This is a genomic window from Turicibacter sp. KK003, from assembly GCF_037014675.1.
GTDB lineage: Bacteria > Bacillota_I > Bacilli_A > MOL361 > Turicibacteraceae > Turicibacter > Turicibacter faecis.
Map to the genome: position 1 here is coordinate 320,001 of NZ_CP142738.1, position 25,485 is coordinate 345,485.

23 protein-coding genes, 20 tRNA genes and 3 rRNA genes (1 of these 46 cut by a window edge) are annotated in these 25,485 nt (G+C 37.9%); 43 read left to right on the forward strand and 3 right to left on the reverse strand.

The features are described 5' to 3' along the window. The 23 genes from VXM77_RS01495 to VXM77_RS01605 all read left to right on the forward strand — a co-directional run. Positions 1 to 80, forward strand: a 16S ribosomal RNA gene (locus tag VXM77_RS01495); it begins 1,437 nt to the left of the window's first position. A 92-nt stretch (positions 81 to 172) separates the two neighbouring features. After that, positions 173 to 3,066 (forward strand): 23S ribosomal RNA (locus VXM77_RS01500). Between the two features lie 173 nt (positions 3,067 to 3,239). After that, a 5S ribosomal RNA gene (gene rrf / locus VXM77_RS01505) occupies positions 3,240 to 3,348 on the forward strand. Together the 16S, 23S and 5S rRNA genes with 20 tRNA genes alongside form the textbook arrangement of a ribosomal RNA operon. Positions 3,349 to 3,360: 12 nt before the next feature. After that, positions 3,361 to 3,437, forward strand: a tRNA-Asn gene (locus VXM77_RS01510). A 9-nt stretch (positions 3,438 to 3,446) separates the two neighbouring features. Beyond that, positions 3,447 to 3,523, forward strand: a tRNA-Glu gene (locus VXM77_RS01515). Between the two features lie 14 nt (positions 3,524 to 3,537). Next, positions 3,538 to 3,613: transfer RNA gene (locus VXM77_RS01520), tRNA-Val, on the forward strand. A gap of 6 nt (positions 3,614 to 3,619) precedes the next feature. Continuing rightward, positions 3,620 to 3,695: transfer RNA gene (locus VXM77_RS01525), tRNA-Thr, on the forward strand. Positions 3,696 to 3,711: 16 nt separating this feature from the next. Continuing rightward, positions 3,712 to 3,796: transfer RNA gene (locus tag VXM77_RS01530), tRNA-Tyr, on the forward strand. Between the two features lie 8 nt (positions 3,797 to 3,804). After that, positions 3,805 to 3,879 (forward strand) — tRNA-Gln (locus VXM77_RS01535). A gap of 5 nt (positions 3,880 to 3,884) precedes the next feature. Beyond that, a tRNA-Lys gene (locus VXM77_RS01540) sits at positions 3,885 to 3,960 on the forward strand. 34 nt (positions 3,961 to 3,994) lie between these two features. Then, positions 3,995 to 4,083: transfer RNA gene (locus tag VXM77_RS01545), tRNA-Leu, on the forward strand. 8 nt (positions 4,084 to 4,091) lie between these two features. After that, positions 4,092 to 4,168: transfer RNA gene (locus tag VXM77_RS01550), tRNA-Arg, on the forward strand. A gap of 7 nt (positions 4,169 to 4,175) precedes the next feature. After that, positions 4,176 to 4,252, forward strand: a tRNA-Pro gene (locus VXM77_RS01555). A gap of 20 nt (positions 4,253 to 4,272) precedes the next feature. Further along, positions 4,273 to 4,348 (forward strand) — tRNA-Ala (locus VXM77_RS01560). A 27-nt stretch (positions 4,349 to 4,375) separates the two neighbouring features. Further along, a tRNA-Met gene (locus VXM77_RS01565) sits at positions 4,376 to 4,452 on the forward strand. A gap of 11 nt (positions 4,453 to 4,463) precedes the next feature. After that, positions 4,464 to 4,540, forward strand: a tRNA-Ile gene (locus VXM77_RS01570). 17 nt (positions 4,541 to 4,557) lie between these two features. Then, positions 4,558 to 4,650 (forward strand) — tRNA-Ser (locus VXM77_RS01575). 19 nt (positions 4,651 to 4,669) lie between these two features. After that, a tRNA-Met gene (locus tag VXM77_RS01580) sits at positions 4,670 to 4,745 on the forward strand. A 3-nt stretch (positions 4,746 to 4,748) separates the two neighbouring features. Beyond that, positions 4,749 to 4,824: transfer RNA gene (locus VXM77_RS01585), tRNA-Asp, on the forward strand. A gap of 18 nt (positions 4,825 to 4,842) precedes the next feature. Continuing rightward, a tRNA-Phe gene (locus VXM77_RS01590) sits at positions 4,843 to 4,918 on the forward strand. Positions 4,919 to 4,922: 4 nt separating this feature from the next. After that, positions 4,923 to 4,998: transfer RNA gene (locus VXM77_RS01595), tRNA-Val, on the forward strand. A 5-nt stretch (positions 4,999 to 5,003) separates the two neighbouring features. Next, positions 5,004 to 5,079: transfer RNA gene (locus VXM77_RS01600), tRNA-Lys, on the forward strand. An 8-nt stretch (positions 5,080 to 5,087) separates the two neighbouring features. Then, positions 5,088 to 5,171: transfer RNA gene (locus VXM77_RS01605), tRNA-Leu, on the forward strand. A gap of 267 nt (positions 5,172 to 5,438) precedes the next feature. Here the strand turns inward: VXM77_RS01605 and VXM77_RS01610 are convergent. Beyond that, positions 5,439 to 6,233: an ISL3 family transposase gene (locus VXM77_RS01610; protein WP_338506342.1), complete on the reverse strand. Its 795-nt coding sequence runs from the start codon at positions 6,231 to 6,233 to the stop codon at positions 5,439 to 5,441. Beyond that, positions 6,206 to 6,775, reverse strand: coding sequence for a transposase family protein (locus VXM77_RS01615; RefSeq protein WP_338506340.1), 570 nt, complete (start codon positions 6,773 to 6,775; stop codon positions 6,206 to 6,208). The genes VXM77_RS01610 and VXM77_RS01615 overlap by 28 nt, the downstream gene beginning before the upstream one ends. 599 nt (positions 6,776 to 7,374) lie before the next feature. On the opposite strand from VXM77_RS01615, the gene ahpC reads away from it, so the two are divergent. The 20 genes from ahpC (at position 7,375) to VXM77_RS01715 (ending at position 24,911) form a co-directional block, all read left to right on the forward strand. After that, positions 7,375 to 7,938: an alkyl hydroperoxide reductase subunit C gene (gene ahpC, locus VXM77_RS01620; RefSeq protein WP_161832663.1), complete on the forward strand. Its 564-nt coding sequence runs from the start codon at positions 7,375 to 7,377 to the stop codon at positions 7,936 to 7,938. 183 nt (positions 7,939 to 8,121) lie between these two features. After that, the gene (locus tag VXM77_RS01625) at positions 8,122 to 9,414 is read left to right on the forward strand and encodes an ISL3 family transposase (protein WP_338506149.1); all 1,293 of its coding nucleotides are present in this window, start codon (positions 8,122 to 8,124) and stop codon (positions 9,412 to 9,414) included. A 266-nt stretch (positions 9,415 to 9,680) separates the two neighbouring features. Beyond that, positions 9,681 to 10,046: a NusG domain II-containing protein gene (locus VXM77_RS01630; RefSeq protein WP_161832664.1), complete on the forward strand. Its 366-nt coding sequence runs from the start codon at positions 9,681 to 9,683 to the stop codon at positions 10,044 to 10,046. A 39-nt stretch (positions 10,047 to 10,085) separates the two neighbouring features. Beyond that, a complete protein-coding gene (locus VXM77_RS01635; protein WP_161832665.1) occupies positions 10,086 to 10,916 on the forward strand; it encodes an energy-coupling factor transporter ATPase in 831 nt (276 codons plus the stop codon). Then, on the forward strand, positions 10,892 to 11,755 hold the full coding sequence (locus VXM77_RS01640) for an energy-coupling factor ABC transporter ATP-binding protein (protein WP_338506743.1): 864 nt from the start codon (positions 10,892 to 10,894) through the stop codon (positions 11,753 to 11,755). Before VXM77_RS01635 ends, VXM77_RS01640 begins: the two co-directional genes overlap by 25 nt. 3 nt (positions 11,756 to 11,758) lie before the next feature. Further along, positions 11,759 to 12,547 carry an energy-coupling factor transporter transmembrane component T gene (locus VXM77_RS01645; protein ID WP_161832667.1) on the forward strand — a complete coding sequence of 263 codons (789 nt, stop codon included), beginning with the start codon at positions 11,759 to 11,761 and terminating at the stop codon, positions 12,545 to 12,547. An 11-nt stretch (positions 12,548 to 12,558) separates the two neighbouring features. Beyond that, positions 12,559 to 13,326, forward strand: coding sequence for a tRNA pseudouridine(38-40) synthase TruA (gene truA / locus VXM77_RS01650; protein WP_161832668.1), 768 nt, complete (start codon positions 12,559 to 12,561; stop codon positions 13,324 to 13,326). A gap of 168 nt (positions 13,327 to 13,494) precedes the next feature. Then, a complete protein-coding gene (locus VXM77_RS01655; protein ID WP_161832669.1) occupies positions 13,495 to 13,833 on the forward strand; it encodes a YolD-like family protein in 339 nt (112 codons plus the stop codon). Between the two features lie 319 nt (positions 13,834 to 14,152). Next, entirely contained in the window at positions 14,153 to 14,782 is a 630-nt protein-coding gene (gene tmk, locus VXM77_RS01660) for a dTMP kinase (RefSeq protein ID WP_161832670.1), read from the forward strand. A 29-nt stretch (positions 14,783 to 14,811) separates the two neighbouring features. Further along, positions 14,812 to 15,810, forward strand: coding sequence for a DNA polymerase III subunit delta' (holB, locus tag VXM77_RS01665; protein WP_161832671.1), 999 nt, complete (start codon positions 14,812 to 14,814; stop codon positions 15,808 to 15,810). After that, complete coding sequence (locus tag VXM77_RS01670) at positions 15,795 to 16,655, forward strand: stage 0 sporulation family protein (RefSeq protein WP_161832672.1); 861 nt, start codon at positions 15,795 to 15,797, stop codon at positions 16,653 to 16,655. Before holB ends, VXM77_RS01670 begins: the two co-directional genes overlap by 16 nt. A 118-nt stretch (positions 16,656 to 16,773) precedes the next feature. After that, positions 16,774 to 17,562 (forward strand): tRNA1(Val) (adenine(37)-N6)-methyltransferase, encoded by a 789-nt coding sequence (locus tag VXM77_RS01675; RefSeq protein ID WP_161832673.1) that lies wholly within the window; start codon positions 16,774 to 16,776, stop codon positions 17,560 to 17,562. Between the two features lie 77 nt (positions 17,563 to 17,639). Then, complete coding sequence (gene cls / locus VXM77_RS01680) at positions 17,640 to 19,160, forward strand: cardiolipin synthase (RefSeq protein WP_262951088.1); 1,521 nt, start codon at positions 17,640 to 17,642, stop codon at positions 19,158 to 19,160. 16 nt (positions 19,161 to 19,176) lie between these two features. Then, complete coding sequence (locus VXM77_RS01685; protein ID WP_338506749.1) at positions 19,177 to 19,770, forward strand: zinc dependent phospholipase C family protein; 594 nt, start codon at positions 19,177 to 19,179, stop codon at positions 19,768 to 19,770. A gap of 39 nt (positions 19,771 to 19,809) precedes the next feature. Beyond that, a complete protein-coding gene (gene rsmI / locus VXM77_RS01690; protein ID WP_161832676.1) occupies positions 19,810 to 20,664 on the forward strand; it encodes a 16S rRNA (cytidine(1402)-2'-O)-methyltransferase in 855 nt (284 codons plus the stop codon). Positions 20,665 to 20,692: 28 nt separating this feature from the next. Beyond that, on the forward strand, positions 20,693 to 21,823 hold the full coding sequence (alr, locus tag VXM77_RS01695) for an alanine racemase (protein WP_161832677.1): 1,131 nt from the start codon (positions 20,693 to 20,695) through the stop codon (positions 21,821 to 21,823). Between the two features lie 530 nt (positions 21,824 to 22,353). Next, the gene (locus VXM77_RS01700; RefSeq protein ID WP_262953588.1) at positions 22,354 to 22,665 is read left to right on the forward strand and encodes a helix-turn-helix domain-containing protein; all 312 of its coding nucleotides are present in this window, start codon (positions 22,354 to 22,356) and stop codon (positions 22,663 to 22,665) included. Then, a complete protein-coding gene (locus tag VXM77_RS01705) occupies positions 22,659 to 23,366 on the forward strand; it encodes an IS3 family transposase (protein WP_338506752.1) in 708 nt (235 codons plus the stop codon). The genes VXM77_RS01700 and VXM77_RS01705 overlap by 7 nt, the downstream gene beginning before the upstream one ends. Positions 23,367 to 23,419: 53 nt before the next feature. After that, on the forward strand, positions 23,420 to 24,610 hold the full coding sequence (locus VXM77_RS01710) for a transposase (RefSeq protein WP_161832744.1): 1,191 nt from the start codon (positions 23,420 to 23,422) through the stop codon (positions 24,608 to 24,610). 94 nt (positions 24,611 to 24,704) lie between these two features. After that, the gene (locus VXM77_RS01715) at positions 24,705 to 24,911 is read left to right on the forward strand and encodes an IS3 family transposase (RefSeq protein ID WP_338506754.1); all 207 of its coding nucleotides are present in this window, start codon (positions 24,705 to 24,707) and stop codon (positions 24,909 to 24,911) included. A 76-nt stretch (positions 24,912 to 24,987) separates the two neighbouring features. On the opposite strand, the gene VXM77_RS01720 is transcribed toward VXM77_RS01715, so the two are convergent. Next, complete coding sequence (locus VXM77_RS01720) at positions 24,988 to 25,392, reverse strand: hypothetical protein (protein ID WP_161832678.1); 405 nt, start codon at positions 25,390 to 25,392, stop codon at positions 24,988 to 24,990. Between the last annotated feature and the right edge of the window lie 93 nt (positions 25,393 to 25,485).

Here is a 25,485-nt window from a genome sequence, read left to right on the forward strand (position 1 = left end):
TGCCTAAGGTGGGGTAGATGATTGGGGTGAAGTCGTAACAAGGTATCCCTACCGGAAGGTGGGGATGGATCACCTCCTTTCTATGGAGAAAGAGACGTTCTGTTTAGTTTTGGGAGAATTTCGATTTTCCTAGAATTGATCTTTGAAAACTAGATATCTTCTGAAGAAGAAAAGTTAAGTAATAAAGGGCGCACGGAGGATGCCTAGGCACTAGGAGTCGAAGAAGGACGCGACAAACGGCGAAACGCCTCGGGGAGCTGTAAGTAAGCAAAGAGCCGGGGATATCCGAATGGGGAAACCCGCTAGTGGTCATACGCTAGCACCGTATGGTGAATCAATAGCCATAGAGGAGACAGACCCAGGGAACTGAAACATCTAAGTACCTGGAGGAAAAGAAAGAAACATCGATTCCCCAAGTAGCGGCGAGCGAACAGGGAGGAGCCCAAACCGGAGTAATCCGGGGTAGAAGGACCTTCAGAAATGACTGAACATGATAGCCGAATGGTCTGGGAAGGCCAACCGGAGGGGGTGAGAGTCCCGTAGGTGAAATTGTGTGAAGCAGGGAAGGGATCCTGAGTACGGCGGGACACGAGAAATCCCGTCGGAAGCAACGAGGACCATCTCGTAAGGCTAAATACTACCTAGTGACCGATAGTGAACCAGTACCGTGAGGGAAAGGTGAAAAGAACCCCGGAAGGGGAGTGAAAGAGAACCTGAAACCGTGTGCCTACAACTAGTCAGAGCCCGTTAAAGGGTGATGGCGTGCCTTTTGTAGAATGAACCGGCGAGTTACGATATCGTGCAAGGTTAAGTTGAAGAGACGGAGCCGAAGCGAAAGCGAGTCTGAATAGGGCGAGGAGTACGATGTTGTAGACCCGAAACCGTGTGAGCTAGCCATGAGCAGGCTGAAGGTCAGGTAACACTGACTGGAGGGCCGAACCAGGGCACGTTGAAAAGTGCTTGGATGACTTGTGGCTAGGGGTGAAATTCCAATCGAACACGGATATAGCTGGTTCTCTCCGAAATAGCTTTAGGGCTAGCCTCGATAAGAGTCTACTGGAGGTAGAGCACTGAATGGGTGATGGCCCCACCTCGGGGTACTGATCTCAATCAAACTCCGAATGCCAGATAGATATGATCGGGAGTCAGACTGTGGGTGATAAGGTCCATGGTCAAAAGGGAAAGAGCCCAGACCGCCAGCTAAGGCCCCCAAGTGTCCGTTAAGTGGAAAAGGATGTGGAGATGCACAGACAACTAGGAGGTTGGCTTAGAAGCAGCCATCCTTTAAAGAGTGCGTAATAGCTCACTAGTCGAGTGACTCTGCGCCGAAAATGTACCGGGGCTAAACGGACCGCCGAAGCTGCGGATTGACACGAAGTGTCAGTGGTAGGAGAGCGTTCTAACAGCGGAGAAGCAGTACCGGAAGGAGCTGTGGAGCGGTTAGAAGTGAGAATGCCGGTGTGAGTAGCGAAAGATAGGTGAGAATCCTATCCATCGAAAGCCTAAGGTTTCCAGGGGAAGGCTCGTCCGCCCTGGGTAAGTCGGGACCTAAGGTGAGGCCGAAAGGCGTAGCCGATGGACAACAGGTAGAGATTCCTGTACCACTTAATAAACTGAAGGAGTGACGGAGAAGGCTAAGTTGAGCGTGTGAATGGATTCACGTGTAAGCAGTGAGGTGGTCATGTAGGCAAATCCGCATGGCGAAACATTGAGCTGTGATGCCGAAAGCCCGAAAGGGTGAAGTCAGCTGATGTCACGCTTCCAAGAAAAGCTTCTAGGGATAATTTATTAGGTGCCCGTACCGATAACCGACACAGGTAGGCGAGGAGAGAATCCTAAGATGAGCGAGAGAACTCTTGTTAAGGAACTCGGCAAAATGACCCCGTAACTTCGGGAGAAGGGGTGCTTGTGAAAGCAAGCCGCAGTGAAAAGGCCCAGGCGACTGTTTATCAAAAACACAGGTCTCTGCTAAACCGCAAGGTGATGTATAGGGGCTGACGCCTGCCCGGTGCTGGAAGGTTAAGAGGAGAGGTTAGCGCAAGCGAAGCTTTGAATTGAAGCCCCAGTAAACGGCGGCCGTAACTATAACGGTCCTAAGGTAGCGAAATTCCTTGTCGGGTAAGTTCCGACCCGCACGAAAGGCGTAACGATCTGGGCGCTGTCTCAACAAGAGACTCGGTGAAATCATAGTACCTGTGAAGATGCAGGTTACCCGCGACAGGACGGAAAGACCCCGTGGAGCTTTACTGTAGCTTGATATTGAGCACTGGTGACACATGTACAGGATAGGTAGGAGACGAAGAGACCAGGACGCCAGTCTTGGAGGAGTCGCTGTTGGGATACTACCCTTGTGTTACTGGGGTTCTAACCCGTGGCCATGAGCTGGTCAGGGGACAGTGTCAGGTGGGCAGTTTGACTGGGGCGGTCGCCTCCCAAAGAGTAACGGAGGCGCCCAAAGGTTCCCTCAGAATGGTTGGAAATCATTCGAAGAGTGTAAAGGCAGAAGGGAGCTTGACTGCGAGACCAACAAGTCGAGCAGGGACGAAAGTCGGGCTTAGTGATCCGGCGGTACCGAATGGAAGGGCCGTCGCTCAACGGATAAAAGCTACCCCGGGGATAACAGGCTGATCTCCCCCAAGAGTTCACATCGACGGGGAGGTTTGGCACCTCGATGTCGGCTCATCGCATCCTGGGGCTGTAGTCGGTCCCAAGGGTTGGGCTGTTCGCCCATTAAAGCGGTACGCGAGCTGGGTTCAGAACGTCGTGAGACAGTTCGGTCCCTATCCGTCGTGGGCGTAGGAAATTTGAGAGGAGCTGTCCTTAGTACGAGAGGACCGGGATGGACACACCGCTGGTGTACCAGTTGTTCTGCCAGGAGCATAGCTGGGTAGCTACGTGTGGAAGGGATAAACGCTGAAAGCATCTAAGCGTGAAGCCCCCCTCAAGATGAGATTTCCCATTCGAAAGAAGTAAGATCCCTTGAAGACGACGAGGTAGATAGGTCAGGAGTGGAAGTTTGGTGACAGATGAAGCGGACTGATACTAATCGATCGAGGACTTAACTAAATAGGAAAGGCAAAAACGAGCGATTATCACAGGCAGAAAGTGAAAAGAACTGAGGAATCACGAAGGTGATGAACAGTTATTGAACTTTACCACTGTGATGCGAGAGTTGCCGGACAAGAAGAAGTAAGCAGAAGATATCTAGTTTTGTGAGATTGATAAGATCTGACAGAAGGTCTAGTGATAAGGGCAAGGAGGGCACACCTGTTCCCATACCGAACACAGAAGTTAAGCTCCTTAGCGCCGAGGGTAGTACGCAAGTGCGAGAGTAGGACGTCGCTAGGCCATAAATAAAAAGCCTCAATAGCTCAGTTGGTTAGAGCACTTGACTGTTAATCAAGGGGTCCTAGGTTCGAGTCCTAGTTGGGGCGCCATTAAAAAATGGCCCGTTGGTGAAGCGGTTTAACACACATGCCTTTCACGCATGCATACACGGGTTCGAATCCCGTACGGGTCACCATTAAAAATAAAAGTGGAGGATTAGCTCAGCTGGGAGAGCATCTGCCTTACAAGCAGAGGGTCGGCGGTTCGAGCCCGTCATCCTCCACCATAAAGAGCCGGAATAGCTCAATTGGTAGAGCAACTGACTTGTAATCAGTAGGTTGCGGGTTCAAGTCCTGCTTCCGGCACCATATAACAAAAGAATACGGTGGGGTAGCGAAGTGGCTAAACGCGGCGGACTGTAAATCCGCTCTCTGAGAGTTCGGCGGTTCGAATCCGTCCCCCACCACCACTTAAGAATGGGCTATAGCCAAGCGGTAAGGCAACGGACTTTGACTCCGTCATGCGCTGGTTCGAATCCAGCTAGCCCAGCCAATGATGTCCTGCTAGCTCAGTTGGTAGAGCATCTGACTTTTAATCAGAGGGTCAGAGGTTCGAGTCCTCTGCAGGACACCATTTTGAAAAAGGCGCGTGCCTGAAATAACGATATGCCTGGGTGGCGGAACTGGTAGACGCACAGGACTTAAAATCCTGCGGGTGGTGACACCCGTGCCGGTTCGATTCCGGCCCTAGGCACCAACTAAATAGCGCCCATAGCTCAATTGGATAGAGCGTTTGACTACGGATCAAAAGGTTAGGGGTTCGACTCCTCTTGGGCGCGCCATAAAAAACGGGAAGTGGCTCAGCTTGGTAGAGCACCTGGTTTGGGACCAGGGGGTCGCAGGTTCGAATCCTGTCTTCCCGACCATTAAAAAAGAAAAAGAGAATGGGGACTTAGCTCAGCTGGGAGAGCGCCTGCCTTGCACGCAGGAGGTCAGGGGTTCGATCCCCCTAGTCTCCACCAATTAAATAAGTATCATGTTAGTATCATGGCGGAGTAGCTCAACTGGCTAGAGCGTACGGTTCATACCCGTGAGGTTGGGGGTTCGAGTCCCTCCTCCGCTACCAAAAATAGGACCGGACCCTTAGCTCAGTTGGTTAGAGCTATCGGCTCATAACCGATCGGTCGTAGGTTCGAGTCCTACAGGGTCCACCACTTTTCATACATTATTCGGAGGAATACCCAAGTCAGGCTGAAGGGATCGGTCTTGAAAACCGACAGGGCGTGAAAGCGTCGCGGGGGTTCGAATCCCTCTTCCTCCGCCATATTAAAATAAATAAACATCGCGGGGTGGAGCAGTTGGTAGCTCGTCGGGCTCATAACCCGAAGGTCGCAGGTTCAAGTCCTGTCCCCGCAACCAAAAGGTCCAGTGGTGTAGCGGTTAACATGCCTGCCTGTCACGCAGGAGATCGCGGGTTCGATTCCCGTCTGGACCGCCATTTAAATAATAAATAAAAGGCTTGGTAGCTCAGTCGGTAGAGCAAAGGACTGAAAATCCTTGTGTCGGCGGTTCGATTCCGTCCCAAGCCACCATGATGGAGGATTAGCTCAGCTGGGAGAGCATCTGCCTTACAAGCAGAGGGTCGGCGGTTCGAGCCCGTCATCCTCCACCATAAAAGTCCTGCTAGCTCAGTTGGTAGAGCATCTGACTTTTAATCAGAGGGTCAGAGGTTCGAGTCCTCTGCAGGACACCATTCATAATGCGGGTGTGGCGGAATTGGCAGACGCGCTAGATTTAGGCTCTAGTACCTTTGGTGTGCAGGTTCAACTCCTGTCACCCGCACCATTATAGTAAAATAAGGTAATCTTTATTATAGTATTATCTTTTTTTATTTTAGAGAATAAATACCATTGCATATAAAAGAAACTGGTTATAAACCAGTTTTTTTTATATGCTTTTTTAGTATATATCATCATGGTTTAACTCTAGTAAATAGAAATCACAATCTATACTGTGAATAAAGGAGGCTGCCTTATATAAAAAAGGGTTCTTTGTCAAATAGTGTGGGTGAATAAAATCTATACATATAATCGGGAGGAATTAGGCTATTCTTTAGATGGTTTGATTCCTCTTCTTTTTTTGTTCAAAAGTGTATTTATGAATAATCAAAATTCTTGCTTTGAAATGGTAGAAACTACGGTATCCAAAAGCGATTCGCTTAATGACTTTGATATTGTTGTTAATTCCTTCGAGTACTCCATTGGTATAAGGAGTTTCAATTGTATTTTTGACATAGTCTTGATAATGAGTGAGTGTTTTTAAAGCTGTTTTCATTTCGTGTGAAAGCAGATCAGAGGGGTGTTGAATGGCATGATGAAATATTTCAAGGTTACGAAGTTTAATAGCCTGTTGGACAGTTTGGTAGAAATCATAAGTCTCCTTTAGTTCAGGGTCTAGGGCTAATAAAAAGTCAATAATTTCTTGTTGAGAGATCATCTTTTTGAAGCAGTTGGAATAGAAGTAATGAGTGGCATTAAGATCTTCTTGGGCTTTTAAGAGAAGTCGCCAATAATGTTTGAATTTATTATAAAACTCTTTATTTTGATTCATGAAACGAATGCGTGTTTTATTAAGAGCACGAGAGACTAGTTGAACGATATGAAATTTATCTAAAACAATCTTAGCCTTAGGGAATACCTCTTTAATGAGTGTCATATAAGGGGCGTACATGTCAATGACGACGTGGGTTACACCTTCACGAGCTGCTTTAGAAAATCGCATAAAATAAGTCCTTAGTGTACTTAAGCGACGGTCTTCAACGATATCAATTAGCTTTCCATTGGACGCATCACAAAAAATGAAGGACATTGCTCCGTTCCCTACCAATGGAGGATACATGCTTCGCATGGCAGGTGACCCTCGGCCGATTTAACCGACTTAAACTCGTCAAAACAAAGAACTTTTGGGAGAGAATTAAAGGGAAGCGGCTGTTCTTCATAGGAAGAATGAATGACGCGGTTAACGGTTGAATGAGAAACGTTAAGCTCACGTGCAATATCTGTTTCGGATTTCTTATGACTAGCTTCTAAAAAGATGGCTTGTTTTACGGGAGTGGAAATAAAACAATTAGGGTTAACAAGAGATGTTTCTAGGGTAAATGTTCGGTCACAATGACGGCATTTATAACGTTGTTTTTTTAAGTCTAGATAAGCATCAAATCCGGAAATTTTGACTAGCTTAATACGTGAAGTTTTGAAGCCGTGTTTAATGATATTTGAGTCAAAAGAATGACCACAGTGGTAGCAATGAGTCGGTTGAAAAGAAAGAGTCCCTAAAATAAGTTTAGAACGAACATTCTTAATCTGAGTTTCCTGGATACAATTTTCTGAAAAAGTAATATTTTTATCTTTTAAATCAAGTAAAGTTGAGATACAATTAGTATGAGACATAAAACCAATCCTTTCGTGTTGTTTTAGCCGATTACATTGTATAGGATTTTGGGGACTATGTCTCTTTTTTTTGTCTCAATATTTATGGCAATCAAAAAGGTGTGAGTAATCCCACCCACACCAAAAATTATAGAACCTAAAAAAGATAAGTTTTTAAAACACTCAATAAAAGTTAGATTATTGTAAAAGTCTTTTCTAATCCTATACCAGTGTATAACCCAAAAGATCAGAATTGATTTATATCGTCTAGGGGGTCAGGATTATATGAAGATACAGTTCTGTTTCGGAATAATGTCTTTGATTAAATCACGCGTATTAGAATGCAAAGCTTTTTTCTTCTTGTAAGTCCTCTCAAAAATAAGGGTTAATTTTTATTTAATTAATTGAGGCGAGTATGATGCTAGTCATGAAAAGTAGTATATAATATATACATTTAAGTAATAATATGTAGGATTTCTTTTTTCATCACATTGTTATGATAAAATTTATTATATTACTTTGATTAACTTAAAATTTAATATTATTTGTATTGACTTTCTTTTATTTTAACTATATAATGATATTAGTAATTATTACTGATAATAAAGGAGGAAATAAGAATGTCTTTAATCAATACTCAAGTTAAAGAATTTGCAGTACAAGCATATCATAATGGGGAATTCAAAGAGGTAACTTCTGAATCAATTAAAGGAAAATGGTCAGTATTTTTCTTCTATCCAGCAGACTTTACATTTGTATGTCCAACTGAATTAGGAGATTTAGCAGATAGCTATGCTAAATTCCAAGAAATCGGATGTGAAATTTATTCAGTATCAACAGATACTCATTTCGTACATAAAGCATGGGCAGATGCTACAGAAACAATCGGTAAAATTAAATACCCTATGTTAGCTGACCCAACAGGAACTTTAACTCGTAACTTTGAAGTTATGATCGAAGAAGAAGGATTAGCATTACGTGGAAGCTTTGTAGTAAATCCAGAAGGTGTAATCAAAGCGTATGAAATCCATGACAATGGAATTGGACGTAACGCGGAAGAGTTATTACGTAAAGTTCAAGCTGCTCAATTCGTTGCTGAACATGGTGATCAAGTATGTCCTGCAAAATGGCAACCAGGTGCAGAAACATTAACTCCAAGCTTAGACTTAGTAGGTAAATTATAAGATATAATTTCAAAATAAAAAGAGAGCATTATGCTCTCTTTTTATTTTGGTTCTATAATATTTGGTGTGGGTGATGCCCACACCTCTTTTATTGGAATTAAAAAATAAGTACAAAAAAAGAGACATAACGTCCCAAATTCTATACAATGTAATCGACCAAAAAAACACGAAAGGATTGGGTTTATGTCTCACACTAATTGTATCTCAACTTTACTTGATTTAAAAGATAAAAATATTACTTTTTCAAAAAATTGTATCCAAGAAACTCAGATTAAGAATGTTCGTTCTAAACTTATTTTGGGAACTCTTTCTTTTCAACCGACTCGTTGCTACCACTGTGGTCATTCTTTTGACTCAAATATCATTAAACACGGCTTCAAAACTTCACGTATTAAGCTAGTCAAAATTTCCGGATTTGATGCTTATCTAGACTTAAAAAAACAACGTTATAAATGCCGTCATTGCGACCGAACATTTACCCTAGAAACATCTCTTGTTAACCCTAATTGTTTTATTTCCACTCCCGTAAAACAAGCCATCTTTTTAGAAGCTAGTCATAAGAAATCCGAAACAGATATTGCACGTGAGCTTAACGTTTCTCATTCAACCGTTAACCGCGTCATTCATTCTTCCTATGAAGAACAGCCGCTTCCCTTTAATTCTCTCCCAAAAGTTCTTTGTTTTGACGAGTTTAAGTCGGTTAAATCGGCCGAGGGAGCAATGTCCTTCATTTTTTGTGATGCGTCCAATGGAAAGCTAATTGATATCGTTGAAGACCGTCGCTTAAGTACACTAAGGACTTATTTTATGCGATTTTCTAAAGCAGCTCGTGAAGGTGTAACCCACGTCGTCATTGACATGTACGCCCCTTATATGACACTCATTAAAGAGGTATTCCCTAAGGCTAAGATTGTTTTAGATAAATTTCATATCGTTCAACTAGTCTCTCGTGCTCTTAATAAAACACGCATTCGTTTCATGAATCAAAATAAAGAGTTTTATAATAAATTCAAATATTATTGGCGACTTCTCTTAAAAGCCCAAGAAGATCTTAATGCCACTCATTACTTCTATTCCAACTGCTTCAAAAAGATGATCTCTCAACAAGAAATTATTGACTTTTTATTAGCCCTAGACCCTGAACTAAAGGAGACTTATGATTTCTACCAAACTGTCCAACAGGCTATTAAACTTCGTAACCTTGAAATATTTCATCATGCCATTCAACACCCCTCTGACCTGCTTTCACACGAAATGAAAACAGCTTTAAAAACACTCACTCATTATCAAGATTATGTCAAAAATACTATCGAAACTCCTTATACAAATGGAGTACTCGAAGGAATTAACAATAACATTAAAGTCATTAAACGTATTGCCTTCGGATACCGTAGTTTCTACCATTTCAAAGCAAGAATTTTGATTATTCATAAATACACTTTTGAACAAAAAAAGAAGAGGAACCAAGCCGTCTAAAGAATGGCCTAATTCCTCTTGATTACATGTATAGATTTTATTCACCCACACGATTTGACAAAGAGCCTTTATTTTGAAAATTAATATATAATGAATAAGATGACTAAATTTTCTTGTTATACGTTAGTGTGTTTAAGTTTAGAGTTGATAAAGAGAATCGTAACATAATATATAATTACGATAATTTAATTTTTATTTTTATAACAATTGATACTTAATCTTGTTATAATGTTAGGTGTAATTATTTTATTTCGGAGGATGAATTTGTGAAACGTTTGGATATATATTTAATTATTGCAGTTGTTGCAATTACCAGTTTTTTGTTTATACAATTTACATTACAATCAGAGGATAATCAGGAAGTGATCATTTCCGTAAAGGGAGAAGAATATGGTCGTTTTAAGCTAGATGGCAAACACACTGTTTTAGATATTGAAACAGAATTGGGATATAATAAGGTCATTCTAGATGATAATGGAGTTCGTATTGAAGAGGCTGACTGTCCTGATCATGATTGTGTAGAAATTGGTTTTATTCATCGTTCGGGTCAAAGTATTATCTGTGCACCGCATCAATTAGTAATAGAGATTGTAGGGAGTAGCGATGCAGATTTAGATGGAATTTCGATTTAGGGACATATATCTTAACATGAATAAAGGGCGGTGTATTAGGTGAACAATGTTGTCAAATTAGAAAATGTATGTTTTGGTTATGAGGACGGCAATGAAGTATTAAAGAATTTTAATTTAACTATTAATGAGGGGGAGTTTGTTACTATTTTAGGCCATAATGGATCAGGTAAATCGACACTATCTAAATTATTGGTAGGATTACATGAGATTCAAGGGGGGAAAATAATAATTGATGGACAGCCCTTAACGGAAAGTAGTGTTTTTGATATTCGTCAAAAGGTTGGGATTGTTTTTCAAAACCCAGATAATCAATTTGTTGGTTGTACGGTCCGTGATGATATCGCATTTGGGTTAGAAAATAAATGTGTACCCTATGAGGAAATGGACAATTTGGTTAACAAATATGCTCAAGAGGTAGGTATGGGGGACTTTTTAAATTTTGAACCGCATTATTTGAGCGGGGGGGAAAAACAGAGGGTAGCTATTGCAGGGGTTTTAGCATTAGGGGCTAAAATTATTATTTTAGATGAAGCGACAGCAATGTTAGATCCTCAAGGACGTGAGGATATGATGAAATTGATTCACGAATTAGTAAAGAATCGTGATAAGACGATAATTATGATTACTCACTATTTAGACGAGGCTATTCATAGCGATCGGATCATTGTCATGAATGAAGGAAAAATAATTTTAGAAGGGAAACCTAAGGACGTATTTAAGGAAAAGGAACTATTAGAGTCGGTTAAGTTAGACGTTCCGTTTGCAGTAAAGGTATCTTATGAGTTAACAAAAAGGGGAGTTTTGAGCGAGATTGTTACAAGTGATGAGGAGTTGATGAATGAGTTATGCAAATTAAATTTGAATCTGTAAATCATATATACAATGCAAATACTCCTATGGAGCGTAGAGCGTTATATAATATTGAATTTGATGTACCTAAGGGACAATTTTTAGCTATTATTGGACATACAGGATCAGGAAAATCGACACTTATTCAACACATGAATGGGTTATTAAAACCTAGCAGTGGAAACATCAAGGTCGGGGATAAAGTTATTAAATCTGATGACAAGAATAGAGACTTAAGGGAAATAAGGCAGCATGTAGGTTTGGTTTTTCAGTTTCCAGAGTATCAGTTATTTGAAGAAACAATTGAACGGGATATTATATTTGGTCCGATGAACTATGGGGTATCTGAGGAAGAAGCTATACGACGTGCTCATGATGTTATACAGATGGTTGGACTAGATATAGAGATGTTAGGGAGGTCGCCGTTTAATTTGAGTGGCGGACAAATGCGGCGAGTGGCCATTGCTGGAATACTTGCCATGGATCCAGATATCCTAGTTCTAGATGAACCTACTGCTGGGCTTGATCCACGAGGGCAATTTGAGATAATGGAGATGTTTTATAAATTGAACAAAGAATATGGGAAAACAATTGTATTAGTTACCCATGATATGGATTTGGTTGCAAAATATGCGGAAGATGTAATCGTTATGAATAAGGGGGTACTAACGATAAAAGGTACTCCAAAAAATGTTTTTAAACAAGTGGATTTATTAAGAACGTGTGGAATAACGTTACCTATTCCATCCCAAAATTATTATAAATTATTAGAGCGCTTGAATGTAGATGTAGATAATTTACCATTAACTGAAGAAGAGTTTATTGGACAAGTTGAAAGCTTATTAGGTGGGGGGGAATAGTTGTTGAATAGTATTGTGATAGGGAGGTATTTCCCCGGATATTCATTGTGGCATAGACTAGATGCTCGTTCTAAAATTTTAGCTACTTCATTTTTCGTCCTTTCATGTTTTTTTACAGATAACTGGTTATTTATGATTTTATTGTGTGGTTTAGAGTTATTGGTCATGAGGTTAACAAAAATACCAATAAATTACTTTATTAAAAGTTTAAAACCAATTATTTTCTTTATTGTATTGACATTTTTTTTACAAGTATTTTTTAATCATCAAGGAAATGTTATATTTTCATTAGGGCCGCTTAAGATTTATGATAAAGGGTTGAATCTAGGTCTTTATATGAGTATAAGATTAATAATTGTAGTAATTATTTCAACTCTTTTAACTTTAACTACGCGACCGTCTGATTTAACCTTAGCCTTAGAATCATTATTTAAGCCGTTAGGAAGGATTGGAATTCCCGTAGCCGAAATTGCATTAATGATTTCGATTGCTTTAAGGTTTATCCCTACTTTATTTGAGGAGACACAAAAGATATTAAAAGCACAGGCATCACGAGGTGTAGATATTAGTGAAGGAAACTTTAAAGATAAAGTAATACAATTAATTTCTTTATTGGTACCCTTATTTATCTTATCGTTTAAACGAGCTGATGAATTGGCAAATGCTATGGAAGTGAGAGGGTATGTTCCGGGTCGTCCACGTACGAGCATTAATCAATTAAGATGGAGGATACCGGATACAATATTAATTTTAATTTCTATTGGTTTATTTTTAGGAGCAATTATTTTTTAAGGTGGAATTTTATGAAGAGAATTAAATGCACAGTATCTTATGATGGTACGTTATTTAATGGTTATCAGAGACAACCAGGACAAAGGACGGTACAAGGTGAGATTGAATCAGCTCTTAATAAGATCTGTAAACAATCAGTAACAATTCATAGTTCCGGAAGAACCGATGCAGGGGTTCATGCTTATGGACAAGTTTTTCATTTTGATAGTGATCTTAGCATGGATGGGGGGCGTTACGCTAAAGCGTTGAACTCGATTTTACCTGAAGATATTTATGTATTAGATAGTCAGGAGGTTCATCCAGATTTCCATTCTCGTTACCACGGTAAGGTAAAGGAGTATAGATATAAGATGTCTTTAAACGAATATAATCCGTTAAACCGTCATTATGTCTATTATCATCGCCGTCCACTAGATGTGGAGAGAATGAGAGAGGCCATGGGATATTTATTGGGAACACATGATTTTACTTCTTTTTGTGGAAATTTGGACGAGGTAAATAAAGAGCGAACAATTTATAAAGCAGAGCTATTAGATGATGAGGGTGAGCTAACCTTTATCTTTGTTGGTAATGGTTTTTTACGCTATATGATTCGTATTATGGTTGGGACAATGATTCAAGTTGGTGAGGGACGTAAACTTCCAAACGATATAAAACATATCCTAAGCATGAAGGATCGTCGTTTAGCTGGTCATACGGCAAAGCCACAGGGACTTTATTTACACCGTGTTGAGTATCCGGAGGAGGTTTTAGTTGTTCCGTCGAAAAAAATAGAATAAAAATTATCTAAGTAGAAAAATGTATGAGATGTCGATAAATAGGGTAAAATGAAAACATAAATATTAGGTCTTTGTTTGTTTATCAAAGAGTTTATGTTATAATTTATAGTAGATAGGGTGAGAAAAGGGGAGCAACGAGTTATTTGTTGAATTATACAGGAGGCAAATATGGCACTAAAATTCATAAATAAATTATTTAGTCGGCAAAATCATCCGACTCAAAGCATGATTCAACCGAACGATGCTTTAAATCTAGAGGATTTATCGAAATATATGCAAGTCATTACAAATAAAGAGACGACAGGATACAAGGGGTTAAGAAGAGCATTTGAGGAAAAATTACCTGTTCAATTGACAGTAGCTGATGATAATGGTGATTCATTTGAAGTTGCAGGAACGATTTCTCATTATGATGAGCATTACGAACAACTCTTGGTTATTACGGACTCTACATTAAAACGGGTAGTATTTAATCAAATTTTAGATGTTAAAATTTCAGAAGAATAGTTAGTGGTTATCCTTATTCGCTAACTATTCTAAAGATAAAAAAGGAGTTCATAGGTTACATGACTCTTTTTTTTTATCATTATAGGGGAGTAAAAGAAGAGAGGAAGACGCGAATGTTTATTCAAAAGGGGATTTAGGACTGTAAAAAGTAGGATTAAATGAAAAGGAAAATAAAGCGGTTACGACGAATATTAGATGGTTCATTAATTTTTTAATAAAAAGCGTTCATTTTAAGAAAGAGACAAATTTCTTTAAAATTATAGTCATCTATGAGATAATGTTGATTGATATTTATTCATTTAGAAAAGGAGCATAGACGATGAGCGGATTATTTATTACGTTAGAAGGCGGGGAAGGTGCCGGAAAGACTACAGTTGCATATTCAGTAATTGAAAAATTATCTTCGGTTGGAATCAAGGCTATTTATACACGCGAGCCTGGGGGAATTAAAATTGCTGAAAAAATTCGTGAGATTATTTTAGATCCTAATCATACGGAGATGGATTGTCGTACAGAGGCTTTACTTTACGCTGCTGCGCGTCGTCAACATCTGGTAGAAAAGGTTAAACCGGCAATGGAAAATGGATATGTTGTATTATGCGATCGTTTTGTGGATAGTTCTATTGTATATCAGGGGTATGCACGTGGAATAGGTATGGAAGAAGTACTTAAAATGAATGAGTTTGCAATTGAAGGGTTTATGCCTAATTTAACTATATTCTTTGATATTGAGCCAGAAGAAGGACTAAAACGTATTGCTAGAAACCATCAAAGAGAGGTTAATCGTTTGGATTTAGAAGACTTATCGTTTCACCGACTAGTTTATAATGGGTATAAAAAACGGGCGGTAATGGATTCGAATCGTATCGTATCAATAGATGCTACGCAGTCAGTTGATGAAGTATCCAATGAGGTATTTAATTTAATTATTGGACAGCTGAAAGATTAGATAAATTCACATGAAAAGGGATGGTCTCTGTGCATGGATGGGAAAGATTTTTAGAGGATCAATCAAAGATAACGCGTTTTATTGTTAATAGTTATCTAAAAAATCGTCTGGTACATGCATACATTTTAGAAGGGGCAAAAGGGATAGGAAAGTTGTCGTTCGCTAAAAATTTTGCTAAAATGTTATTATGTGAATCAGATGATAGAATTTGTGGTAGTTGTAGAAGCTGCCAATTGATTGAAAGCGAAAAACATGTGAATGTTTACATGATTCGTCCTGAGGGAAATAGTATAAAGAAGGAACAAATACAGGCTTTACAAGCTGAGTTTTCGAAGAAGGCTGCGGAAAATGCTCCTAAGGTATATATTATTGAAGATGCTGAAAAAATGTCCGTTAGTGCCGCGAATAGTTTATTGAAGTTTTTAGAGGAGCCGATGAAAAACACTTATGCGCTTTTATTAACGGAGAATAAGGAGATGCTCTTACCGACTATACGTTCGAGAGCCGTCGTTTTAACATTTACGCCAATGTCGCGCGAAAAATTGATTGAACAGTATAAATCTGTCGGAATTCACCAATACGCATCTATTTTGGCCTCGTTAACTCAAAGTTTGAATGAAGGGATTAGATGGTCCGAATCTGAACAATTCAGTTCTGTCGTTAGTCTTGTTCTAAAAACTGAAGAGTGCCTTTTAAAGATGAAGATGGATCCCTCGATTATATTGATTCAAAATCCAGAGATATTTAAGAATAGAGAATTTCAATTACTATATTTAAATCTTTTAATCATTTATTATAAGGATGTATTAAAAATCAAGCTAGGCAAGAATGATGACTTATCATTTGAAGCCTATAAGACATCCTTATGTGAGAGTTCCGAGGTAAACACGATAAGCGACTGTTTAAGAAAGATACAGATTATTTTAGATACAGAGAAACGATTAAGAGCAAATGCGAATGTAGTGCTTTGCTTTGATCAATTATTTTTGAGAATGAAGGGAGGAATTGAAGGATGCAATATGCCGTAGTAGGAGTACAGTTTAAACAAGTAGGAAAGAAATATTTTTTTGATCCTAATGGATTCTCTCCACAAAAAGGGGATTACGTATTGGTTGAGACTATCCGCGGAATGGAATTTGGAACAGTGGTGATTGAACCAAGGCTGGTTGATGAAGAGGATGTATTTTTACCTTTAAAACCTGTATTACGAATTGCAACCGAAGAGGATATTCAAAAACATAAACAGAATAAGGCGGATGAATCTTATGCGATGGAGGTTTGTAATCAATTGATTACAAAGAATAAGCTAGAAATGCAACTCTTAGGGTGCGAGTATACGTTTGATCGCACAAAGTTAATTTTTTATTTTACAGCTGAGGGAAGAGTCGACTTTAGACAATTAGTGAAGGATTTGGCCTATACATTTCGTTTGCGGATTGAACTTCGTCAAATTGGTGTGCGTGATGCCGCGAAAATGATTGGAGGACTAGGACCTTGTGGTCGTGTTTTATGTTGTACATCCTTTTTAGGTGAATTTGCGACGGTGACTATCAAAATGGCTAAAAATCAACAGTTATCGCTTAATCCATCTAAGATTTCAGGTATCTGCGGAAAACTTCTATGTTGCCTAAAGTATGAGAATGAAACTTATGTTGAATTAATGAAAAGATTACCTGATGTAGGAAATAGAGTTTTAACGGAGCTAGGCGAGGGACGAGTACGTTCTATTAATATGATTGCCGAAACTGTTATTGTGGAATATAAAGATACAATTAGAAAGCATGATGCATCAGAAATATTAAAAATATTAGATCGCAAAGTAAAGAAAGATGATCATAAAATTGATCCAGAATTAAAACAGTTAATGGATTAAGTTGGCTATGTAATGTAAGAAAAAGATTTAGATGAAGGGCTTATCGAGGGGGAAATTCTTCTATAGAATAGAGAATTTCCCTTTATAAGTATAATAAATATGTTGGAGGGTATTTAAGATGTCAGGTAAAGAGTACTTGTTAAAAGAAAATGAAGTTTTAAATGATTTATTAGGGTACGATGGTTTAAAGATTATCCAACATCCTGAAATGTTTAATTTTTCATTAGATTCGACCCTTTTAGGAAATTATGCCACATTAAATAAAAATGCTCATAAGGTTGTTGATTTGTGCACAGGTAATGCCCCGATTCCTTTATTTTTATCCCTTCGTAATTCAAACATTAAAATTATAGGGGTTGAAATTCAGGATGTTTCCCACGATTTAGCTAGTCGTAATGTGGCCGTTAACGGTTTAGAGAATCAAATTGAAATTATAAAAGGTGATTTAAAAGGGATTAATGAGAAAATCGGAAGATTTTCTTATGATGTTGTAACGTGTAATCCTCCTTATTTTAAGGTCAATCCCGATAGTAATTTGAATAAAAATGATTACTTAACTATTGCCCGTCATGAGGTATTAGCCACACTCGATGATGTAGTGAAGGAGGCCTCATTGTTGCTTAAACAAGGGGGGAGATTTGCAATGGTTCATCGCCCAGATAGATTGATTGATATTATAGAAACATTTAGAAAATATAAAATTGAACCCAAACGAATGAGATTAGTATATCCGCGTATTCATCGGGAAGCAAACGTACTTTTAATCGAGGGAATTAAAGGGGGAAAGGCCGGAAACCTTCGAATTGAAAATCCTTTATTCGTTTATGAAAATGAAACAAGTGTTAATTACAGTCAAGAAATTTTAGATTTATTTATGTTGGGTAAGAAAGAAGAGGCGTCTCAATAAAGGGCGCTTCTTTTTTATGGTAAAAAATTAGTTATAAACTCTTAATAGATGGATAAACTATCAGTAGGTGATAGAATGTGAAACGATCAATTGCATTAATAACTTTAGCCATAATAACATTTCTCGTTTACTGTTTAAGCTTTTACTATTCATCCGTTGTGGATAGCGTTGCGATTGCCACGGGGAGCCTGGTTTATATAGGGCTTTCTGTACTCTCTATATTAGTCTGGTTAATTATCTTTATTTATTCTGATTCAAAAAACAAACTTCCGTGGTTATTTGTAATCGCGTTATTTCCCGTGTTAGGTTTAATTCTATATATAATGGTCGGAAATGGATTTAGAGAGACTTATAGGTACCATCGACGAATGAAACAATTGGGGGATGACTACCTTAGTCCGGTTTGTGATTTTGACCATTCACAAGTTAAAACGGTGTTGAGCGATGAAGCTTGCAGACTTGTTAAACTAAATAAAATGACTGCTATAAATGATATTTCCTTTCGTTCTAAAACACGTATTCTTACAAATGGAGAGCAAAAATTTCCCGTTTTATTAGAGGCGATTAAAAATGCCCAACAGTTTATTTTCTTAGAATATTATATTTTTCATAGCGATGAGATGGGAATGCGTGTTGTTAATGCACTAATTGATAGAGCTCAGGCCGGGGTAGAGGTGAGAGTTTTAATTGATGCTATGGGTTCTTCAAAGAGAATGTCGCAGTCAACCATCTCGTTAATGAGACGGTCTGGAATTAAATTTGCAGAATTTGATCCTGTGTGGATCCCAATTTTATCGAATAAAATAAATCACCGGAATCATCGAAAAATATTAGTAGTTGATGGAAAGGTGGCAATTACTGGCGGAATTAACATTGGGGATGAATATATCCACCGTTCGGTTAAGTTTGGATTTTGGAGAGATACATCCATTTTAATAGAGGGAGAAGCAGTGCATGATTTTTCTGTTTTATTTGCAGGTGATTGGTTCTTTGCAACAGGGGAACGCCTAGAAGATGAACGTTATTTTTATTTTACTAAATGTGAGGAGGATGGCGGCGTCCAGGTCGTGGATTCTGGTCCAACATCAGCCATCGCACCCATAAAGCAAACTATTTTTCGGATGATTATGGATGCTAATCAAAGTATCTATATGATTACTCCCTATTTAATTCCTGACTTTGATGTCATTATGGCTTTAAAAAATGCTGCCTTATCGGGGATTGATGTCAGAATTATTGTTCCTGGAAGACCGGATAAGAAATTTGTCTATTATGCTACACAATCTTACTTTGAAGCATTGTTAGCTGTAGGGGTTCGTATTTATACTTATGATGGTGTATTTTGTCATGCTAAAGTCGTCATTGTAGATGGGAAAATAGCAACGGTTGGAACGGCTAATTTAGATATTAGAAGTTTTTATTTAAATTTCGAGGTGAATGTGATGCTATATGAAACGCAATCTATTCAATCTCTATTGAATGATTTTAATATTGACTTTTCTCGATCAACTGAAATAATTTATCAGGATTGGAAAAATAGATCGATTAAAGATCGGACGTTACAATCTTTAGCGCAGTTGTTTTCCGCAGTTATGTAGAAAGGATGAGGTTTAAATGATAGCAAATACCCATCGATTAATTGGAGAATTTCTGTATAATCAGTTATCTCCTACTAATCAAAATCATATTCATAAAGAATGGTTCATTTATGGAAATATTAAACCTGATATTAGTCAGAAATACTTAAGGATGAGCCATTATTATCGGGATAATAGGGAAATTATTTTTTCCATGCTCAATCATTTACTGACACATCCGGTTAGTGTGAAACATTTTTCTGAACATTTGGGGGTCATTATTCACTTTTTCTGTGATTACGCGTGTGTTTACCATGCAAACGACTATTTATATGAACATCATTCATTAGCAAAACATATAAAATACGAAGTTAAATTACACCGATATGCCAAAATTAAATTTCAAAAAATGGATCCCGTAAAAGCTATTCCTTTCAAGGATGTTCAAGAGATTCAGTACTATGTTTCTGAGTTAACTCGTGGTATGAATGAGGTTCCGTTAATAAGGAGTGTATCGCAAGATTTCGAAGATATGGTGGTACTTGCTTTATCAGTGATGCAATATGTGATAACACACTTTGAATTTAATAAATTACTCGTGACTGATTATCCAAAAAGGAGTAAAATTTAGTATAATAGAAAGTATTAATTAATAGATGGAGTGACTTATATGGAGATTCAAAAAAGCTTTAAACAAGAGGGTGCGAGTTTATACTTAGTAGCGACCCCTATTGGAAACTTAGGAGATATGACCCCTCGTTGTATTGAAACATTAAAATCTGTAGATTTAATTGCGGCAGAAGATACGAGACATACTAAAAAATTATGTCATGCTTTTGAAATTGAGACTCCTTTAACTAGTTATCATGAACATAATAAGGATTCGAAAGGCAACCAAATAATCGCATTACTCGAAGAGGGGAAAAATATAGCCCTGGTGAGTGATGCGGGATTGCCATGTATTTCGGATCCAGGTTATGAAATTGTTGCAGACGCGATTAAGGCAGGTTACGCTGTTGTTCCTATTCCTGGTGCAAATGCAGCCTTGTCCGCACTAATTGCTTCGGGTCTCGTTCCCCAACCCTTTCTTTTTTATGGGTTTTTAAACCGCGTTAAATCAAAGAAGAAAAAGGAATTAGAGGATTTAAAATATCAACCTTTTACAACAATCTATTACGAATCGCCACATCGTATTAAGGAAACTCTTCAAGTTATGTTAGAGATTCTTGGAAATCGACGTGTTGTGATTGCCCGAGAGTTAACTAAGCAGTATGAGGAGTTTATTCGTGGAACTATACAAGAAATTCTTGAGGTGGCGGATGAATTACGTGGCGAGATGGTTGTTATTGTTGAAGGAACGACCGAGAAGAAAGAAGAGGTTGTCTGGTGGCAAGATTTAGATATCATTGAGCACGTAAATTACTACATTGAACAGGGCCATAGTCCTAATGAAAGTATTAAACGTGTTGCTAAAGAACGTAAACTAGCAAAAAATGAAGTTTATCGTACATTTCATATAAATTAGTACAGTGATTAGGGGAGAGGTGAAGCGTATGCAAGAGTTTTATCGTGATACATGGGCGGAGATCGATTTAGACGCTATCGCTTATAATGTAAAACAAATTAAAAGAATACATCCGACAAAATCACTTTTTGTTGTTGTAAAGGCAAACGGATATGGTCACGGGGATGTAGAAGTGTCTAAAGTAGCAATAGAGGCAGGAGCAAATTGTCTAGCAGTTAGTGGATTAGATGAGGCATTACGTCTACGTCAATCAGGAATTGAAGTCCCAATCTTAGTCCTGGGAATGACTCGCCTAAAAGATGTTCCATTGGCAGCCCGCCATAATATCTCATTGACCGCTCATGATAAAATGTGGATTAACCAATTAGTACAATTGCCATTAAAGGAAAAGATTAAGGTTCATTTAAAAGTTGATAGTGGGATGCATCGGCTAGGGTTGATGGATAGTGATCAAGTTAAAGAATGTTATGAGGACCTTTGTCGAGCTTCAATGGTTGAGATTGAAGGTATATTTACGCATATGGCGACAGCGGATTGTGATAGCGAGTATTTAGATTACCAAATCCGTCAGTTTAGGCATCTCATCAAGGAATTAGATTTAACGGGTGTCAAATACGTTCATTTAGAAAATACTGCAACACTATTACAAAAAGAATTTCAATTTGATCACGGAATTCGTTTGGGTCTAGGGCTTTATGGTATTAATCCGGATGAAGACTTCATTCCAATTTCATTTGACCTAAAACCTGCCTTAAAATTATTTTCTAATGTTGTACAAGTAAAAAAAATTAAAAAGGGAGATAAGGTAGGCTATGGTGCGACCTATGAGGCTTCTGAGGACGAATGGATTGGTGTAGTTCCTATTGGATATGCCGATGGATGGATTAGACTACATCAGGGAAGAAATGTGATTGTTAATGGAGTTGAGTGCGAAATAGTTGGTCGGGTGTGTATGGACCAGATGATGATTCGTTTGCCGAATCCTATTCCAATGGGAACAGTTGTCACCCTAATTGGTGAAGGAATGCCTGTAGAGCGTGTCGCACGAGAAATTGGAACGATTAGTTATGAAATCTTATGTTTAATTAGTGATCGCGTTCCTCGAGTTTATAAGAAGGATGGTAAAATTATAGCCGTAAAAAAAATGAGATTTGAATAGAATCTATCGAAAAATTAGCTGTTCCCTATACACAACCAAAAGACAATGAAGTATAGAAGAAAGTTTTTTTATGGTCTTAAAATTTTGTCTTTTATGATTGAAACTCAGGATGGATATTGTGGCGGTTTAATCCGAGAGTGGCATTACATGAAATATAAAAGCATTGATCATTGTATATTTTAGTGGGGGATAATTTATGAAAAACGGGAAATAGGTAGATTAGAAGGGGTTATTAAGGATTTCATTTATCCATAAAAAAACTGACTTGTTAGATTGTTTGAATGACGAATCCATACAAGTCAGTTTTTTTTTATGTAATAGTGAGCTTGAGTTTAAAAGAAAGACAACTATATCAGTTTTTATATGAATGATCATATTCCAATTATTTTATTTTTGGATAAGTTAATGAAAGAGGGGGATATTTTGAGTGTATTGGTATAGTACCTTCATGGTAGACAAAAAAATAAAAGCGACACTATCATCAGTTATGATAGAATCGCTTTAAGGTCTACTAAGGAGGTACTTTTCTTATGCAATCAAAACGTATTAATCGTAATTTTACTTATTCCGCACAGTTAAAATCTCAAGCGGTGCAGCTCTATTTGAAGGGGCAATCTTGTTCCTCTATTTGTGAACAATTGAAAATTCAAGATCCCAAACGGATTTATGTTTGGGCGAAAGATTTCCATGAAAAGGGAGAAGCAGCTTTTATTGACGGGCGTGGTAAAAAAGCCACGGGGCGTCCTAAAACAAAATTTATGAGTCTCGAAGAAGAGGTCGAATATTTACGTGCTCAAAATTTATTATTAAAAAAGTCAATCGAGAAAAAAAGGGGGTGTTAAATAAGCAACAACAATTTGAATTCATTCAGGAGTATTCAAAGGAGTTTTCTTTGTCTGTCTTATTTAGACTTACTTCTGTTTCACGAGCCGGATACTATAAGTGGGAGAAAAGCTGCCCTACGTCTAAAACTAATCGTGATGAGGAGCTTTATCATCTAATTTTAGAGGTGTTTAACGAATCGAATGGTACTTATGGTGTGAGAAGAATTAAACAGGCACTCCTTAACCAATACGGATGGATCGTTAATCATAAATGTATTCGTCGTATCATGCATAAATATCATTTAATTTGTGTTCTGCCTAAGCCTAAATTCAAACGTCGCCCGCAACCTCACGGGAATATTTCTAATGTTTTAAATCGCGAATTTCACGCCACCAAACCTCTTCAAAAGTTATGTATGGACATTACCTATATCAAAGTTAAAGCCCCTTATCCTAAATGGGCCTATTTATGTGCGGTAAAAGATGTGTATAATCAGGAAATTGTTGCTTACGATAGTTGTGAATCTCAAAATATGGCGCAAGTTTATCGAGTACTTGATCAGTTGAAACAACTTCCTTTAGAAGAAAACGCGATTCTTCATACCGATCAAGGCTATCAGTTTACTAATAAAAATTACATAACTATTAATGTGCAAAACTACTTCCAATTAATTTCCAGCTATAAAATACCAGTAAAAAAAGAAAAAACATTAACTTAAATCCCTGTATAATTAAGTCTCCTACAACCAATTAACGAGGGGGAATTAAGTTAATGTTCATGGATAGTATTATATCAGATTCAAATTCAATTTTCAAATTTTTAAAACAACTTGATTTAGATTTATTCTTATCTAAACCTCAGTTTAATCATGTTAACCAGTTTCTAAACTTGATGATTCAGGAAAATTATCAGGGGAAAATCTCTGCCGTTAAACACTGTCATCGGACAAGTTTTGGACGATTTTTAACGGATAGTCCTTGGGATGAGGAGGCGATCAGTCACCAGATTCAAACCTATGTTTTATCCTGTATCTATCAGCGTTCTTATCAAACTCAACAACCTATTTACGTGATGGTTGATGATACGACTTGTGTTAAAACTAAACCTTCGTCACGGGCAACACATCCTATTCAAGGATGTAGCTGGCACTTTTCTCATCTTCATCATCAACACGTTTATGGTCATCAATTTGTCGCCTTGATGCTTCAATGTGAGGATTTAATTCTTCCTTATCAAATCATTCCCTATGAAAAAGAGAAACAGAGTAAAATCGAACTCGTTCGAAGAGCTCTGATGGAATTACCCAAACCTCCCTATAAAGGCTATGTCTTAGCGGATAGTTGGTATACGTGTGAAGCTCTCCTTCAAACGGCTAAGCAAGTCGGGTTTCATTATTTAGGAGCGATTAAAACGAATCGAATCATTCTTCCTAAAGGTTACCGTCCCAACGGAATTCAACTGAAACAATTTGCGAAAACATTATCCCTTCATGATCTCGACTTAGTGACCGTCGGATCTGAGCGTTATTATACATATCTATATAAGGGACGAATAAGAGGGGGACATGTCGTCCAAATCATTTTAAGTTGGCCCCAAACGGCTCCTTTGGAAGAAAAAGCTTTACGTTGTTTTATGAGTCATGATTTGAAAATGTCTGCCAAACAACTACTTAAACACTATACTAAACGTTGGCCTATTGAAATTTTCTTCCGAGAAGTGAAGCAAAATTTCGGAATGGGGAACTATCAAATTCGAACTTTACAAGGGATTAAACGATTGATGTTAATGATTCAATTCGTTTACCTTTATTTAAAACGAATAACGTTAAATAATCGTTGTTTGGGTGACAGTTTACGCCAGTGTCAACGAAAGCAAAAACAAGAATTAGTGAAATTAATTTATCATAAAGCTCAAAAAGGTGTGGAATTAAAAACCATTTTTGAAGAGTTGAAAATTGCATAGGGTAAGTGTATTTTCATTCCTTGGAAAATTTTTCTTAAAAATTGCACATTAATAGTACATAAAAAAAGTAGCTGATATAGGACTCATACAGTCAATGTCCCGCAGAGGCAACTGCTGGGATAATGCCTGTATTGAAAACTTCTTCCGCCACCTCAAAGCAGAGATGCCATTCTTTAGTTCACCACAAACCTTAGAGGAAGTTAAACAATCCTTATCAAACTACATCCACTATTATAATACAAAACGTATTCAAAATAAATACGGTATGAGTCCAGTTGAATATAGACTTCATACCGCATAAATTCGCTTTTTATTAACTGTCTACTTGACAGGTACTACTTCATATCTAGATATCTTTCTTTTTTCATATAGTTATCTTACTTTAGTGATAAACGTTTATAGATTTGTGGCAAATTATTCAGAGTGGCATTAATTTTATAAGATGCATTTTCTTTATGGATATGAGCGGTTAATAAATTATCTTCAAAGTGATAATTTTCAATTTCATAACCCTCACAATGAATATCATAAAGAAGTTGGCTGAAGGGATAGTTTTTTAAATCCTTCTTATGAAAATAATAAATATAGGGCTGGTTGACGACGAGTCTTTCGGTACGTTTAAGTTGTTTGAGGTTGTGAATTGTATTTAGTCGGCGCTGAGCAATATATTTATTGGGGTAAAAAAGGGCAGCGGCAATCTCACTGCTGATGGGCAAATGTGCAAGACAATATTCAATGAGGGTAATATCTCTTTGGGTAAGTTGTCCTTTTACATTTTTCATATTAATTCCTCCCTAACAAGAAAAAGTGTACCAAATAACTTATGTCGAAGTGTAGTAAAACTATTTTTTCGTATGTATACTTAAAATAATATG

Bases quoted from the DNA above. Each gene is read 5' to 3' on its own strand.
- VXM77_RS01700 (WP_262953588.1), top strand. From the start codon at position 22,354: ATGCAATCAAAACGTATTAATCGTAATTTTACTTATTCCGCACAGTTA.
- ahpC (WP_161832663.1), top strand. From the start codon at position 7,375: ATGTCTTTAATCAATACTCAAGTTAAAGAATTTGCAGTACAAGCATAT.
- VXM77_RS01675 (WP_161832673.1), top strand. From the start codon at position 16,774: ATGTCAGGTAAAGAGTACTTGTTAAAAGAAAATGAAGTTTTAAATGAT.
- rsmI (WP_161832676.1), top strand. From the start codon at position 19,810: ATGGAGATTCAAAAAAGCTTTAAACAAGAGGGTGCGAGTTTATACTTA.
- truA (WP_161832668.1), top strand. From the start codon at position 12,559: ATGAAGAGAATTAAATGCACAGTATCTTATGATGGTACGTTATTTAAT.
- tmk (WP_161832670.1), top strand. From the start codon at position 14,153: ATGAGCGGATTATTTATTACGTTAGAAGGCGGGGAAGGTGCCGGAAAG.
- alr (WP_161832677.1), top strand. From the start codon at position 20,693: ATGCAAGAGTTTTATCGTGATACATGGGCGGAGATCGATTTAGACGCT.
- VXM77_RS01720 (WP_161832678.1), bottom strand. From the start codon at position 25,392: ATGAAAAATGTAAAAGGACAACTTACCCAAAGAGATATTACCCTCATT.
- VXM77_RS01655 (WP_161832669.1), top strand. From the start codon at position 13,495: ATGGCACTAAAATTCATAAATAAATTATTTAGTCGGCAAAATCATCCG.
- VXM77_RS01625 (WP_338506149.1), top strand. From the start codon at position 8,122: ATGTCTCACACTAATTGTATCTCAACTTTACTTGATTTAAAAGATAAA.
- VXM77_RS01640 (WP_338506743.1), top strand. From the start codon at position 10,892: ATGCAAATTAAATTTGAATCTGTAAATCATATATACAATGCAAATACT.
- VXM77_RS01670 (WP_161832672.1), top strand. From the start codon at position 15,795: ATGCAATATGCCGTAGTAGGAGTACAGTTTAAACAAGTAGGAAAGAAA.
- VXM77_RS01685 (WP_338506749.1), top strand. From the start codon at position 19,177: ATGATAGCAAATACCCATCGATTAATTGGAGAATTTCTGTATAATCAG.
- VXM77_RS01615 (WP_338506340.1), bottom strand. From the start codon at position 6,775: ATGTCTCATACTAATTGTATCTCAACTTTACTTGATTTAAAAGATAAA.
- VXM77_RS01715 (WP_338506754.1), top strand. From the start codon at position 24,705: ATGTCCCGCAGAGGCAACTGCTGGGATAATGCCTGTATTGAAAACTTC.
- VXM77_RS01610 (WP_338506342.1), bottom strand. From the start codon at position 6,233: ATGCGAAGCATGTATCCTCCATTGGTAGGGAACGGAGCAATGTCCTTC.
- VXM77_RS01710 (WP_161832744.1), top strand. From the start codon at position 23,420: ATGTTCATGGATAGTATTATATCAGATTCAAATTCAATTTTCAAATTT.